At 71.0% G+C, this 13,559-nt stretch carries 12 protein-coding genes and 1 pseudogene; 8 read left to right on the top strand and 5 right to left on the bottom strand.

The genetic code is table 11. The features are described from left to right. Together AB0B89_RS29870 and AB0B89_RS29865 are read left to right on the top strand one after the other, a co-directional pair. A pseudogene (locus tag AB0B89_RS29870) lies at positions 1-526 on the top strand (sensor histidine kinase); the annotation flags it as partial. Then, positions 514-1,176 (top strand): response regulator transcription factor, encoded by a 663-nt coding sequence (locus tag AB0B89_RS29865; RefSeq protein WP_358559473.1) that lies wholly within the window; start codon positions 514-516, stop codon positions 1,174-1,176. The pseudogene AB0B89_RS29870 and the gene AB0B89_RS29865, both read left to right, overlap by 13 nt. 18 nt (positions 1,177-1,194) lie before the next feature. Here AB0B89_RS29865 and AB0B89_RS29860 read toward each other — a convergent pair whose 3' ends face one another. From AB0B89_RS29860 to AB0B89_RS29850, 3 genes are all read right to left on the bottom strand, one after another. Further along, positions 1,195-1,488: a MarR family transcriptional regulator gene (locus AB0B89_RS29860; RefSeq protein ID WP_358559471.1), complete on the bottom strand. Its 294-nt coding sequence runs from the start codon at positions 1,486-1,488 to the stop codon at positions 1,195-1,197. 157 nt (positions 1,489-1,645) lie between these two features. Beyond that, complete coding sequence (locus tag AB0B89_RS29855) at positions 1,646-3,160, bottom strand: ricin-type beta-trefoil lectin domain protein (protein ID WP_358559469.1); 1,515 nt, start codon at positions 3,158-3,160, stop codon at positions 1,646-1,648. 220 nt (positions 3,161-3,380) lie between these two features. Beyond that, positions 3,381-3,974 (bottom strand): hemerythrin domain-containing protein, encoded by a 594-nt coding sequence (locus AB0B89_RS29850; RefSeq protein WP_358559467.1) that lies wholly within the window; start codon positions 3,972-3,974, stop codon positions 3,381-3,383. Positions 3,975-4,303: 329 nt separating this feature from the next. Here AB0B89_RS29850 and AB0B89_RS29845 point away from each other — a divergent pair, with 329 nt between their 5' ends. Continuing rightward, positions 4,304-4,432, top strand: coding sequence for a hypothetical protein (locus AB0B89_RS29845; RefSeq protein ID WP_358559465.1), 129 nt, complete (start codon positions 4,304-4,306; stop codon positions 4,430-4,432). A 355-nt stretch (positions 4,433-4,787) separates the two neighbouring features. On the opposite strand, the gene AB0B89_RS29840 is transcribed toward AB0B89_RS29845, so the two are convergent. Further along, positions 4,788-5,201, bottom strand: a complete 414-nt coding sequence (locus AB0B89_RS29840) for a PPOX class F420-dependent oxidoreductase (RefSeq protein ID WP_358559463.1) — start codon at positions 5,199-5,201, stop codon at positions 4,788-4,790. Positions 5,202-5,568: 367 nt separating this feature from the next. On the opposite strand from AB0B89_RS29840, the gene AB0B89_RS29835 reads away from it, so the two are divergent. Beyond that, positions 5,569-8,391, top strand: coding sequence for a PQQ-dependent sugar dehydrogenase (locus tag AB0B89_RS29835; protein ID WP_358559461.1), 2,823 nt, complete (start codon positions 5,569-5,571; stop codon positions 8,389-8,391). Between the two features lie 72 nt (positions 8,392-8,463). Here the strand turns inward: AB0B89_RS29835 and AB0B89_RS29830 are convergent, their stop codons facing one another. Next, positions 8,464-9,840: a pyridoxal-dependent decarboxylase gene (locus tag AB0B89_RS29830; RefSeq protein WP_358559459.1), complete on the bottom strand. Its 1,377-nt coding sequence runs from the start codon at positions 9,838-9,840 to the stop codon at positions 8,464-8,466. Positions 9,841-10,040: 200 nt separating this feature from the next. Between AB0B89_RS29830 and AB0B89_RS29825 the strand changes: the two genes are divergently transcribed. From AB0B89_RS29825 to AB0B89_RS29810, 4 genes are all read left to right on the top strand, one after another. After that, positions 10,041-10,532 carry a hypothetical protein gene (locus AB0B89_RS29825; RefSeq protein ID WP_358559457.1) on the top strand — a complete coding sequence of 164 codons (492 nt, stop codon included), beginning with the start codon at positions 10,041-10,043 and terminating at the stop codon, positions 10,530-10,532. Further along, positions 10,532-11,923, top strand: a complete 1,392-nt coding sequence (locus tag AB0B89_RS29820) for a hypothetical protein (protein WP_358559455.1) — start codon at positions 10,532-10,534, stop codon at positions 11,921-11,923. The genes AB0B89_RS29825 and AB0B89_RS29820 overlap by 1 nt, the downstream gene beginning before the upstream one ends. Next, positions 11,920-13,221 carry a VWA domain-containing protein gene (locus tag AB0B89_RS29815; protein WP_358559453.1) on the top strand — a complete coding sequence of 434 codons (1,302 nt, stop codon included), beginning with the start codon at positions 11,920-11,922 and terminating at the stop codon, positions 13,219-13,221. Before AB0B89_RS29820 ends, AB0B89_RS29815 begins: the two co-directional genes overlap by 4 nt. A gap of 10 nt (positions 13,222-13,231) precedes the next feature. Further along, a partial coding sequence (locus AB0B89_RS29810) for an AAA family ATPase (RefSeq protein ID WP_358559451.1) occupies positions 13,232-13,559 on the top strand: 328 nt, incomplete at its 3' end.

Genomic DNA, 13,559 nt, shown 5'->3' with positions numbered 1-13,559 from the left:
CGAGCAGCTCTCCCGCGCCGCCGGCGTGGTCCGCGCCGGGGCGCATCAGGCGCTCGACGAGCTCCGCGAGGTGATCAGCCTGCTGCGCGACGAGGACCCGGCCGGGGACCACGACGCCGCCGGATGGCCGCAGGCCGTACTGGCCGATCTCCCCCGGCTGGTCGAGGAGTCCCGCGACGCCGGGGGGCAGGTGCGGCTGCGCGACGGGGTGGTCGACCCGGCCGCCTTGCCCGCCGCCATGGGCCGCACCGCTTACCGTGTCGTGCAGGAGGGGCTGACCAACGCCCGCAAGCACGCCTCAGGCGAGCCGGTCCAGGTGGTTCTGGAGGGCAGGCCCGGCTCCCGGCTCGTGATCGACATCCGCAACCCCCTGCCCGCGGGAGGCGCCGCCGCGCCCATCGCACCCGGCGCCGGGACCGGCCTGGTCGGGCTGACCGAGCGGGTACACCTCGCGGGCGGGGAGCTCGACCACGAGCTGACCGCCGCCGAGTTCCGCCTGCGCGCCTGGCTACCATGGCCGGCGTGAGCCGTCCGCTGCGCGTACTCCTGGTCGACGACGACGCCCTCGTCCGCGCGGGGCTGTCCATGATGCTCGACGGGATCCACGGCATCGCCGTGGTGGGCGAGGCCTCCGACGGCGACGAGGTGCTCGCCGCCGCGGACGCGCACTCCCCCGATGTCGTGCTCATGGACCTGCGGATGCCGCGTGTGGACGGCATCACCGCCACCCGCAGGCTACGGAGCCGGCGGCACCCGCCCGAGGTCATCGTGCTGACCACCTTCGACACCGACGAGAACATCCTGCACGCGCTGCGCGCCGGCGCCAGCGGCTTCCTGATCAAGGACACCCCGCCGGAGCGGATCGTCGAGGCGGTGCGCCGGGTCGCCGCCGGAGACCCGATCCTGTCGCCCCGCGTCACCCGCCGCCTCATGGACCGCGCGGCCTTCCAGGCCGGGGCCTACCAGCGGGCTCGCGCGGCGCTGGCCGCCCTCAGCCCCCGCGAGAACGACGTGGTCGTCGCGGTGGCCCGGGGCCGGAGCAACGCCGAGATCGCCGCGGAGCTGTTCATGAGCGTGGCCACGGTCAAGGCCCACGTCTCCCACATCCTCACCAAGCTGGATCTCGACAACCGGACCCAGATCGCCCTCCTCGCCCACGACGCCGGCCTCGCCTGACCGAAGCCGGTCGTTGTCTCAGGGGGTCAGGAGTTTGGTGAGCAGGGTGGTGAGCTGGTCGCGCTCGGCGGGGGTGAGGGCCTGGAAGGTGTGGTCGAGGAACCCCCGGACCGCGGGCTCGGCCTCGTCGAGCAGCCGCAGGCCCGAGTCGGTGACGGTGACGGCGTAGGCGCGCCGGTCGTCGGGGTTGCGCTCGCGGCGCGCGTGGCCGGCCCGTTCGAGGTCGTCGCAGAGGGTGACCATGACGCTGCGGTAGATGCGCAGTTCCTCGCTGAGTGCCTGTTGTGAGCAGGGGCCGACGGCCGCGAGCATCTACAATCTGGTCCGCCGCCTGTGCCCTCGGCTCCACGTCGGGGAGGCCGGGACGGCCGCTACACACGTGTGTGGTCGCCGTCCAGCGCGGTGTAGACGTTGCCGTGGGGGCGGCGAACGCCCGCCGCCCCCCCCGGTGCTCTGGATGGGCCGCGCGTCAGCCCCGCCACCACTTCTGGTTGGCCCCGCCATTGCATTCCCACTGCTGCAACGGGGTGCCGGTGCCGCCCCAGCCGGTGACGTCCACGCACTTGTTGGCCTGCGGGTTGACCAGGTCACCGGCGCCGCTGAGGACGAACTGCTGCGCCGGGTTGCCGCTGCACCTGGCGAGCTGGATGACGGCGCCGTTGTCGCGTGAACCCCAGGCCACGTCCATGCAGAGGCCGAAGGCGCGGATGGTGCCGTCGCCGGGGAAGGTCCAGTTCTGGGCGTTGGTGCCGTTGCAGTCCCACAGCTGCAGCCGCTGCCCGTCGACCCCGTTGGAGTTCGGGACGTCGATGCACTTGTTCTGCCAGCCGATGATCCGGCTGGTGCTCCCGCCTCCGGTGGTGGTCAGGGTCAGGCCGTACGCGCCGAGGATCTCGTTGACCGGCTGGTAGAAGGTGGTGCCGCCGGTCGAGCAGTTGCCGGAGCCGCCGGAGGTGACGCCCTGCGCCTGGTCGCCGGTGATCCACGCGCCGCCCGAGTCGCCGCCCTCGGCGCAGGCGGTGGTCTGGGTGAGCCCGTAGACCAGCGACCCCGAGTAGCTGACGGTGACGTCCTTGGCCTGGATGACGCCGCAGCGCCAGCCGGTGGTGCGCCCGGATCGGCAGATGGACGAACCGGTCGCGGCCTCCTGAGAGCCGGCCACCGCGACGTTCCCGCCGCCGTAGTTGTTGACCCAGGGGCGCGGTGTCCAGTCGCCGTTGGTGCGCACCCAGGCGTAGTCGTTGCCGGGGAACGACGAACCGGCGAAGGTGCCCTGGGTGACGTTGTTGTACCCGAGGGTGGGGCTGCTGGTGCCGCCGCAGTGCCCGGCGGTGACGAAGCCGCCGTTGCTCACCGAGAAGCCCACCGAGCAGAGCGTGTTGCCGTTGATGACGTACTGGTCCCCGCCGCGGATGTCGTAGAGGGGCCGGGGCGCCTGGCCGGCGGAGACCCGCACCGCGGCGGCGTCCACCGCTCCGGCCTTGACGAAACGCCGGGCGGCGTCGAGGTCGGCCGCCGACACGACGACGGTGTTCGCGGCCACGTCGACGTACCAGCTGTAGACGTTCCGCCCGGCGCCGCCGGCGGCGCGGTCGAGCGCGGCCTTCGTGGCCGCGAGCTGCTTCTCACTGCGTTGTACGGCCACCGGGCGCGCACCCGCCGCGCGGACGAGGTCGGCGTCGGCGGCGGAAAGGACGCCGACGGCCAGCCGTCCCTCGGCGGCGTCGAACCAGGCGCCGGCGAACCGGTCGGCGAGGCGCGTGCGGAGCCCGCGCTCCACCACGGACGCCGCCGCTTCGTGAGCCTGCCGGATCCGGGCCTGCGTGGGGGTCAGGCCGAGGTCGCGTTGCAGCGCCTGCTGGGCCGAGGAGGCCCCGGACGGATTCGGGCCCGGATCGGGCGATGGGGCCGCCTGGGCGGGCATGGAGGGGAGGACGAGCGCGACGGCGAGCACCGCCGCGCCGGTCAGCACGGTGAATCTCACGGCAGGTCCTTGGGGGGGATTGGGGGGTGGACGAGACGTGAGAGCGCTCTCTGAAAAGAGACTTTACAGTTGTTTTACTTCAAGTCAACAAGAAAGGTTGCTAGAGGGCGCCGCCGCGGCGGGCATGGAGCGCGCACGGCCCCCGGCTTTGCGTGCGGTCATTGGGGAGCGTACGGCTCGCGGCTTTCGCGCGCGGGCCGTACGCTCCCCGGTGACCCGGTCAGTCGTCTTGCTTGTTCTTGCTCATCGCCTGGCGGATGAGGTCGCGAGCCCGGTCCATGATGGCCGCGGGAGTGCCGACCACGACGTTCTCGGTCGCCGTCTCCACCCCGGGATGCGGGTGTGTCGGAGCGACGGCCTCGGCGGCCCTGACCCCGAGGGCCATGGCCCGCCGCTCGGCGTCGGTGGTCTCCTTGACCAGCTGGGTGAACTCGTAGCGCTCCTCCGCCTCGGCATGCTCGATCACCGACTGGCGGAGCTCCTTCAGATTCGAGGAGAAGGAGGGGTCGTCGGTACCCCGTTTCTCCATGAGCGAGAGCAGCTGCTTGGCCTCGTTCTCCTCCCGGAGCCGGTCGTCGACGATGGCCTCTCCCCCGTCGATCTTGCGCCTGGCGTAGGGATGGACGATCTCCTCCTCGGCCGTCTCGTGTACGGCCAGCAGCCGCACCAGTCGTTCGAAGGACTCCGCCCTAGCCCCTCCGGTCGCCTGTTCCACCTCGGCGAACAGGTCGCGGATCATGGTGTGCTGGTGGAGCAACAGCCCGACTACATCGTTCTCGTCGCGGAGCTCCGGCTTTGTCTTGCTGTCAGCCATGGCATTACCTCCTAGTGGAGGCCACTCCCCGGACAACCGTCGAGGAGAACCAATCGAACCTTCCCGGCCAGGCAATAACTTCGCCATGCGCCACCAGGACCACCGGGCCGGCGGACGACGACGCGCCGGCTCGTCGAGCATGGAGCCACGCGCCCGTCGCCGACCAGGCCAAGAGCCGGAGCGGGCCCCGGCGCGGCATTCGGGGTGGCAGGAAGTGGTCACGTGAGGGCAGCTTGCTGCCGTCCATTCGTCTGGTTCGCGGGCCGCGATTCCCGCAGAGTTGTTCTTGCGAGAACAAATAAACGGCCCGCAGCGAAAGAGACGAAGAAATGACGAACTCCACTTTCTCCCCGGTCAGCTCCACTCGTTCCGCCGGCACCACCTGGGACGCGTACACCCGCACTGCCGGGACCACCTGGGACAGCTTCTCCCGCACCCCGGGCACCACCTGGGACTGACAAGAAGGAGACCACCGTATTGAATCCCTCGTATCATCAGACCTGAAATATCAAAGCTCCACATATTGCGATTGAGCTCCGCCAGGCCGATCAATTCCCATCGTGACCCGCATTCCAACCGATGGCATCGGCGACGCATCGAGGCGGCAAGAATTCGACCGGCCAGGAGAACGCCGGTAAATCCCGTTCCGGCCCACCGGCCAGATCGCCACCCGGCGGTCACACCCCGTTCGCACGCCGTCCCGCTTCTGCGGCATTCACGCTGACCGCGCTCCTGGGCATGCCCCTCCACCTGTTTCGCCGACGACGCCCCCCAGGGCCCGCTCGACCAGTTCAGCCCGCCCCACCCAGCAGGCTAGACCCACCGCCTGCTCGGGATCAGCTTGTGCGGGTCGACGTCGGAGTCGTCCAGGCCGAAGCTGATGATCCGCCGGGGGCGGACACGGATGATGGGTCCGGTGACCTGGCTCGCGGAGTCCGAGGGATGTTCGATCGCCTCGCCCAGACCGCGAATCTCCACGCACCGGACGCGCCACGGCCGCACCGACGCGATGTCGTCGACGACGAACGCGACCCGGCCGTTGCCGGCCACGTTGCGGTACTTCCGGCTGGCGGCCATGTTGTAGCCGCCGATGTCGATGGTCGCGAGGTCGGCGTTGTAGGAGAACCCGACCGGGCTGACCTGCAACGTGCCGTCGGGCTGGACCGTCGCCAGCCGCCCCAGTCTCTGCGTCGCCAGGTAGTCGATCTCGACCTGGGTGAACGTCATCGTGGCCCCTCCAATGGGTGACGCGGCGGTGGCGCGGGGGTCGCGGCACCCACGACAGTCTGAAACCTCAACCAAGCTTCATGTCAAGGGCGCCGGTCTCCACCAAGCCACCAGGGTACTTACGTTTTTCTCAACTAAAGTCATGAAATATCGGGCTAAAGACCTAGACGGGGGTGTGGAAAGAACTTAGAGTCACGGCGAAAGAGCTCCAGAGGATAGCGAACCGTAATTCTCCGGAAACAGCGCGGCGGTGCCTGCCGGCCCTCACCGACTCGGCGCGCGCCGTCCGCGGGCCCACGCCGTGCGTTCAGCCACGTCCACGCCGCCCCGCCTGGACGACACCCCCCGAGCACCGGAAAGGCTTCCTGTGCACCACAAAAGAAGACGGACACTGAGGGCCGCCCTGGCCGCCCTCCTGGCGACCGGCGGCGCGACGTTCGTCCTGGCCGCCGGCGCCACCCCCGCGAACGCCGTCGTCGTCAACCCTGCCGACTACCAGCAGGTCACCCTGGCCAAGGGCGTCGACGAGGTCGGCGAGCCGATGTCGCTGGCCGTGCTGCCCGACCGGTCGGTCGTCCACACCGCGCGTGACGGCACGCTGCGGCGCACCGACGCCGGGGGCACCACCACGGTGGTCGGCAAGCTGACGGTGTACAACCACGACGAGGAAGGCCTTCAGGGCGTGGGCGTGGACCCCGCCTTCGCGACCAACCGGCGCGTCTACCTCTACTACGCGCCCCCGCTGTCCACCCCGGCAGGCGACGCCCCCGCCACCGGCTCCGACTGGTCGGCCTGGCAGGGGGTCAACCGGCTCTCGCGGTTCACCCTCACCGCGGACTGGAAGATCCAGGCGGGCAGCGAGGTGAGGATCCTCGACGTGGCGGCCGACCGGGGCATCTGCTGCCACGTCGGCGGTGACATCGACTTCGACGCGGCGGGCAACCTGTACCTGAGCACGGGCGACGACTCCAACCCGTTCGACTCCAGCGGCTACGACCCCATCGACGAGCGCGCCGACCGCAACCCCTCCTACGACGCGCAGCGCACCTCGGCGAACACCAACGACCTGCGCGGCAAGGTGCTGCGGATCAAGGTGAACGACAACGGGACGTACTCGATCCCGGCCGGGAACATGTTCGCGCCCGGCACCGCGAACACCCGGCCCGAGATCTACGCGATGGGTTTCCGCAACCCGTTCCGGATGAGCGTCGACAAGGCCACCGGCGTCGTGTACCTCGGCGACTACGGCCCGGACGCGGGCGCGGCCAGCGCCTCCCGGGGCCCCGGGGGCCAGGTGGAGTTCAACCGCGTCACCGGCCCGGGCTTCTACGGCTGGCCTTACTGCACGGGTGACAACACCGTCGCCGAGACATACAACGAATACGATTTCGCCACCGGCGTCTCCGGCGCGAAGTTCAACTGCGCCGGCGGGGCGACGAACAACTCGTTCCGCAACACCGGCATGACCACCCTGCCCCCGGCGAAGCCCGCCTGGATCAAGTACGGCGGCGACTCCGGCTCGCCGCCGGAGTTCGGGGGCGGCTCCGAGTCCCCGATGGGCGGGCCGGTCTACCACTACGACGCCGCCCTGAACTCCGCCGTGAAGTTCCCCCAGTCCCTGGACGGGGTGTTCTTCGCCGGCGAGTTCGGCCGCGGCTGGATCAAGGCGATCGAGGTCGGGGCCAACGGCTCCCGTGGCGCCATCTCCAGCTTCCCCTTCACCGGCAAGCAGGTGATGGACACGGCGTTCGGCCCCGACGGCGCGCTGTACGTCCTCGACTACGGCACCGGCTACTTCGGCGGCGACGCCAACTCGGCCCTGTACCGCATCGAGTACATCGCCGGCGGCAACCGGGCGCCGACCGCGAAGGCGTCGGCCGACAGGACCTCGGGCCAGCCGCCGCTGACGGTGAACTTCTCCTCCGCCGGCTCCTCCGACCCCGAGGGAGGCGCCCTGACCTACGCGTGGGCCTTCGGCGACGGCGGAACCTCGACCGCGGCCAACCCCTCCCATGTCTACACGACCGCGGGCACCCGAACCGCCACGCTGACGGTCACCGACGCCCAGGGCGCGACCGGCACCGCGAGCGTGATCGTCACGGTGGGCAACACCGCCCCGAGCGTGACGTTCACCTCGCCGAAGAACGGCCAGCCGTTCACCTTCGGCGACACGGTCTCGTACGCGGTGACGGTCACCGACCCCGAGGACGGGGCGATCGACTGCTCCAAGGTCACGGTGACCTACCTGCTGGGCCATGACCAGCACGCCCACGCGATGACCTCGAAGACCGGCTGCACGGGCACGATCACGACCCAGGTGGACGGCGAGCACTCCACCGACGCCAACACCTTCGGCGTCCTCGCCGCCGACTACACCGACGCGGGCGGGCTGAAGGGCACGGCCCAGGCGACGTTGCAGCCGAAGCACCGCCAGGCCGAGCACTACGGCTCCTCGGCCGGCGTGACCCCGATCACCCACGCGGGCGCCGAGGGCGGCAAGACCGTCGGCAACATCGAGAACGGCGACTGGATCGCGTTCCAGCCCTACCTGCTGGAGGGCGCCACCTCGCTCACCGCGCGTGTCTCGTCGGCCGGCGCGGGCGGCACGCTGGAGGTGCGGGCCGGTTCCAGCACGGGCACCCTGCTCGGCTCCGCGACGGTGCCGGTGACCGGCGGCTGGGAGACGTTCCAGGACGTCACCGCGAGCCTGACGAACGGGCCGAGCGGCACCACCACGCTGTACCTGATGTTCAAGGGCGGCGCCGGTGCGCTGTTCGACGTCGACGCCTTCACCCTGGCCGCCTCGGCGTCCCGTACCGGCCCGGTCAAGGGGCTGGCCGGCAAGTGCCTGGACGTCGCCGCCGCCACCACCGCCGACGGCACCCAGATCCAGCTCTACACCTGCAACGGCACCGGAGCACAATCCTGGACCGTCACCGGCCAGACGCTCAAAGCACTCGGCAAATGCCTGGACGTCTCCGGCGCCGGCACCACCAACGGCACCAAAGTCCAACTATGGACCTGCAACGGCACCGCCGCACAGAACTGGGCACCCCAAAACGACGGCACCCTGCGCAACCCCAACTCCGGCAGATGCCTCGACGTCACCGGCAACAACCCCGCCGACGCCACCCCCGTCACCATCTGGGACTGCGGCACCGGCCCCAACCAGAAATGGACCCTCCCGTAAAGGCCGGGTGACCGCCGGGACCAGCGGGGCCGGAACCCTCGATCCGGCCCCGCTGACGGGCGTTCCGCGTGGTCACGTGATGCGTTCCAGGAGTTCCGCCACCCTGTCGACGTCGGGTTCCGTGGTGCGCCAGCCGCTGAAGGCGGCGCGCAGGGCGGGCACGCCGTCGTACACGGTGGTGGTGAGGAACGCCTCGCCGGATTCGGTGATCGCCTGGGCCACCTGGCCGATGCGTTCGGGGGCGTCGGCGAGGGTGAAGCAGACGACGTTGAGCCTGACGGGCGCGAGCAGCCGGTAGGCGGGCATCGCGGCGATCCGCTCGCCGAGCCGGGCGGCCAGGGCGATGTCGCGCCGGACGATCTCCGCGTGGCCCTCGCGGCCGTACGCGGCCAGGGTGAACCAGGCGGCCAGCGCGCGCAGCCGCCGGGAGTTCTCCGGGGTCAGGTGCAGAAAGTCCGGGTCCTCCCCCAGTGGGCCGAGGTAGGCGGCGGAGTTCCGGAAGACCCTCGTCTGCAGGTCGCGGCGGCGGGTGAACTGCACGGCGCTGTCGTAGGGGACGTTCAGCCATTTGTGCAGGTCCACGCAGACCGAGTCGGCTTCGGCGATCCCGTCGACCAGGTGCGCGTGGTCGTCGGACAGGGCGGCGAACCCGCCGAAGGCGGCGTCCACGTGCAGCCAGAAGCGGTGGCGGTCGCGCAGGGCGGCGATCGCCCGCAGGTCGTCGAAGTCGACCGTGTTCACCGTCCCCGCGTTGGCCACCACGATCGCGGGCTCGCCCCCCAACTCCTCCAGCGCCTCGGCCAGCCGGGCCACGTCGACGGCCTCCCTCCCGGGCAGGACGTCCACCGGCCGGAGAGCCGAACGGCCGAGGCCGAGCATGGACAGCGCCTTGGAGACGCTGGAGTGCGCGGTTCCAGACAGGACGCGCACCGGCCCGAGCGCCGCCGCGCCCTGCTCGGCGACCGAGATGCCACGCTGCTCGCCCAGCCACTCCCGGGCGATCGCCAGCCCTGCGAAGTTGGACATCGTCGCACCGCTGACGAAGGCGCCCTGGTGTTCGGGGTGGAGCCCGAACAGCTCGCGGAGCCAGCCGACCGTCTCCCGTTCCAGGTCGGCCGCGCAGGAGTCGACGCGGGAGGTGGGGTTCTGGTCCAGGACGCCGGTCAGCCAGTCGCCCACCAGCGCCGCGGGCGTGGTGCCCCCGGTGACGAAGCCCAGGTAGCGGGGCCCTGCGCTGGCGGCGAAACCGGGCTCCCATCGAAGGGCGAACGCCTCCATGGCGCCCTGGGCACCCGCTCCGGTGCCCGGCAGTGAGAGCGGCTCGTGCCCGGCGGACGGACGCGCGACCGGCCGTGCGGTCACGCCCGCGAGGAGTCGCGCGGCGTAGGCGCTGGTCGCTTCGAGCAGTTCCGCGGTGCGGGCGAGATCATCACCGAGTCGGGGGTACATGCGGAAATCCTATGAGACAGGGCGACCAGAACGTCTTGGATGGAAACCCGGCCATCCTCGATCGGCCGGCCGGCCGATCGAGGAGCGCGGCGGACTGTCGGTGGCGTGGGGTAGTTTCCTTGATCATTGATCGGCCGTTCGCGTAGACACCGACGTTTCGGTTGGCGTCCGCGAGCCGTTCAGGCTGGAGGTCGAGGGTCGTGGTCGCGGAAAGAGCCGCGTGGGAGCAGTGCAGTGTGGTGCGGGTGGTCCCGCCCGTCGAGCCGCGCAAGCTGGCGAAGGTTCCCTTCGTCGAGCTGGCCGACGGGCGGTTGCAGGGGGTCGTGTCGAGCGGGTCCGACATCGCGCGGGTCTATGTCTCGTCGATCACCGCCGGCACCCACACCTACGACTGCAGCACCAACAACAACCGGCCGTGCGGGGCGTTGCACGGCTCGCCGTGCAAGCATCTCCACGCGCTCGCCGGCGAGGCCGTGCTGCAGTACGGCCTCGACCGGGTGGCCCGCTACCTGCGGGTCGAGGTCCCCGAGGGCGGCCGTCTGATGAGCTGCTTGAACGGCGCGCCTGAGCGCACCCCGGCGGCGGTGGTGTTCAGCCGCTTCCTGCGGCACCTTGCCTACCTGGAGGTGCCCGACAGCACCGATCCCCTGGCCGAGCTGCACTGGTTCCCGGCCATGGGAGCCGTGCGTTGATGCTCGGCATGCGGCTTGGCGAGCTGCTCGACGGCGCTCCGGCAGGGGTCGACGAGGCGCTCGATCTGGTGGCCGGCTTCGACGACGCCCTCGTGCACGGGTTCGCCCGGCTCGGCGAGGAGCGGGCCGCGGCGCTGGCGGCCCTGGCCGGCGCGATGGCGGCCACCCCGCTCGGTGAGCGCCTGGGCGAGGCGGCCGAGAAGGTGATCGCCGGGTCGGTCTCCGACGAGCACCTGGCGGCGCTGGCGGGTGGGCGGTCCGCGTTGTTCGGCGCCGTGCACGACGCCCTGCTCGCTCGCCTCGACGCCGCGCTGGGGCGGTCGCGGGCGGCGTGGGAGGCTCCGGCGGCGGCGCCTGAGGAGGTGGCGGGCAATCTGCTCGCCGGGTGCCGGGGCTGGCTGCGCGAGCTGGCCATCGCCGGATGGCGGGGCGTCGACCACGATCTGGTCTCCGCCGCCGACCGGACGCTCGACGCGTCGCAGGCGATACCGGAGCTGCGGGGGCTTTCGGTGCTGCTCGACGGGCTGGCGGCCGAGCTGCGCGCGTCGTGCCCGGTCGCGACGATGGAACGGCTGCCCGTCCGGCGGTGGGCCGATCTGTGGGCACGCGGTGTGCTGCTGTCGCGGGCCGGCGCGTGGAACGGCGGGGCCGAGCCGGTGTCGGGACGGCTGCTGATCCTCGGGACCGACGTGCACGAGCACAGCACGGTGGTGCGCGCGCAGGTCCACGGCATCCTCGAATCCAGCGGCGGCTCGCCGTCCCGGCTGGTGCGGCTGAGCGTGGCCGCGGCGAAGGTCGACACGATCACCGGCCCAGCGGTGTGGCGGCTGATGAGCGGGTTTCCGGTGCTGCTGGCGGCCCTGGCCGAACATCGCAGTCTGGAGATCACCGACATGCCGCTGCTGGCCGGAGGCGACCTGGTCTGGCAGGAGGAGCGTGCCCGCGCGGGCGAGGTGGCCGATCCGTTCGCGACCGCGCGGGTCATGCTCGGCGAGGCGCTCGCGCCCGCGGTGCCGCCCCTCGACCGCCATCCGGTACGCGTCGCCGAGCCCGTGCTGGTGGAGGGGTACACGACCACCGACGGCCGCGCGTTCGAGCTGGGCGGCAACACGCTCGCCGTGGACGTCGACCGCTTACCGGCCTGCGGCCCGCTCACCCCCGAACTGGTGGCCGCGTCGTCGTCGTGCGTCGGCCTGATGCGCTGGGACGGCGGGCGGTGGCTGCTGCGGCCGCTGGCGGTGGTGGCGACGGTCAAGCGCAAGCCGGTCGCCGCGCACAACGGCGACTGGGCGATGGGGCCCACCGATCCCAAGGTCGTCAAGGCCGAGGCCAGGGCCGGTGACGTGGTCGCCGTGCTGCGCGAGCGGGCAGGACGGCTGCTGAGGCGATGAGCGAATCTCCGATCGGCGCCGGCGAGAACCGGCGCCAGGTGCTCTACTGGCGCCTGCTGTCACGGCTGTTCGACACCGACGAGCAGCCCACGCTGGAGGCGGCGAGCGTGGACATCGTCGACGACTTAGGGCTGCCGCCCGCGCTGCTCGACCCCGGGGTGTCGGTGGACACCCTGGTGCAGCGTTTCCCCGAGCTGGACGCCGAGTTGCGCGACCTGCTGGTGGAGCAGGAGCACTCAGGCGGGGGCGAGGTGCGTCGTGCGGCCCTGGTCTCGAAGCTGCTGGTCAACGTGTTCGCGACGGGCACCGGCAGCGTCACCGCGGGCGAGCTGGCGGGCTGGCAGCAGGACGCGGGCTGGTTCGAGCGCGCGATGGGGTGCGAGCCGGGAGGGCTTCGCTCGCGTCCCGGCGAGGAGGAGCTGGCCGCGGTCCTGGCGGAGCTGGAGGGCGGGCTCGTCAAGCGCATGCGCCTGCGGGAGGTGCTGGCCGACCCCAACCTGGCCAGGAAGCTCACGCCGAGCATGTCGCTCATCGAGCAGCTTCTGCGTGACAAGTCCAACCTGTCGGGGGTCGCGCTGGCCAATGCCAAGGCGCTGATCCGCAGGTTCGTCGACGAGGTGGCCGAGGTGCTGCGCACGCAGGTCGAGAAGACCAGCGTGGGCGTCATCGACAGGTCGGTGCCGCCGAAGCGGGTCTTCCGCAACCTCGACATCGAACGCACCATCTGGAAGAACCTCACCAACTGGAGCCCGGAGGACCAGCGGCTGTACGTCGACCGGCTGTACTACCGGCAGACCGCACGCCGCACCACCCCCGCCCGGCTGATCGTGGTCGTCGACCAGTCGGGGTCGATGGTGGACGCGATGGTCAACTGCACCATCCTCGCGTCGATCTTCGCGGGGCTGCCCAAGGTCGACGTGCACCTGATCGCCTACGACACCAGGGCGCTCGACCTGACCCCGTGGGTGCACGACCCGTTCGAGGTGCTGCTGCGCACGACGCTCGGGGGCGGCACCGACGGCACCGCCGCGATGGCCCTGGCCCGGCCGAAGATCGCCGATCCGCGCGACACGGTGATGGTGTGGATCTCCGACTTCTACGACAACCGCGCGCTGATCAGCGACTTCGAGGCGGTGCACCGCTCGGGGGTGAAGTTCATCCCCGTGGGCTCGGTGAACAGCTCGGGGTCCCAGAGCGTGGACCCGTGGTACCGCCAGAAGCTCAAGGACCTGGGCACTCCGGTGATCTCAGGCCATATCCGCAAGCTCGTGTTCGAGCTCAAGAACTTCCTTACCTAGGAGACCGCGAATGACCGATGACATGCTGCGTGCCCCCGCCGAGGTGAAGTACGCCGAAGAGCTCGACTGGCTGGAGTCCGTCGACGACGGCCCCAAGCCGTTCTCGTGGCGGCTCAGCCCCCGCATGGTGCGGCTGTTCGTGCTCGGCTCCGAACGCTCCGACGGGCTCGACCGCGAGATCCCGCAGAAGTGGTTCGGCGACCGCAGCTTCGTCGAGCGCAGCATCGTGACCCTGGCGTCCGACCGGGGCCTGCTGCTGATCGGCGACCCGGGCACCGGCAAGAGCTGGCTCGCCGAGCTGCTCTCCGCCGCGATCTGCCGCAACTCCACCCTGGTCG

This window comes from Sphaerisporangium sp. NPDC049002, from assembly GCF_040649355.1.
Taxonomy (GTDB): Bacteria; Actinomycetota; Actinomycetes; order Streptosporangiales; family Streptosporangiaceae; genus Sphaerisporangium.
Note: the sequence above shows the minus strand (reverse complement) of the source record. Positions and strands in the feature narration are given on the sequence as shown.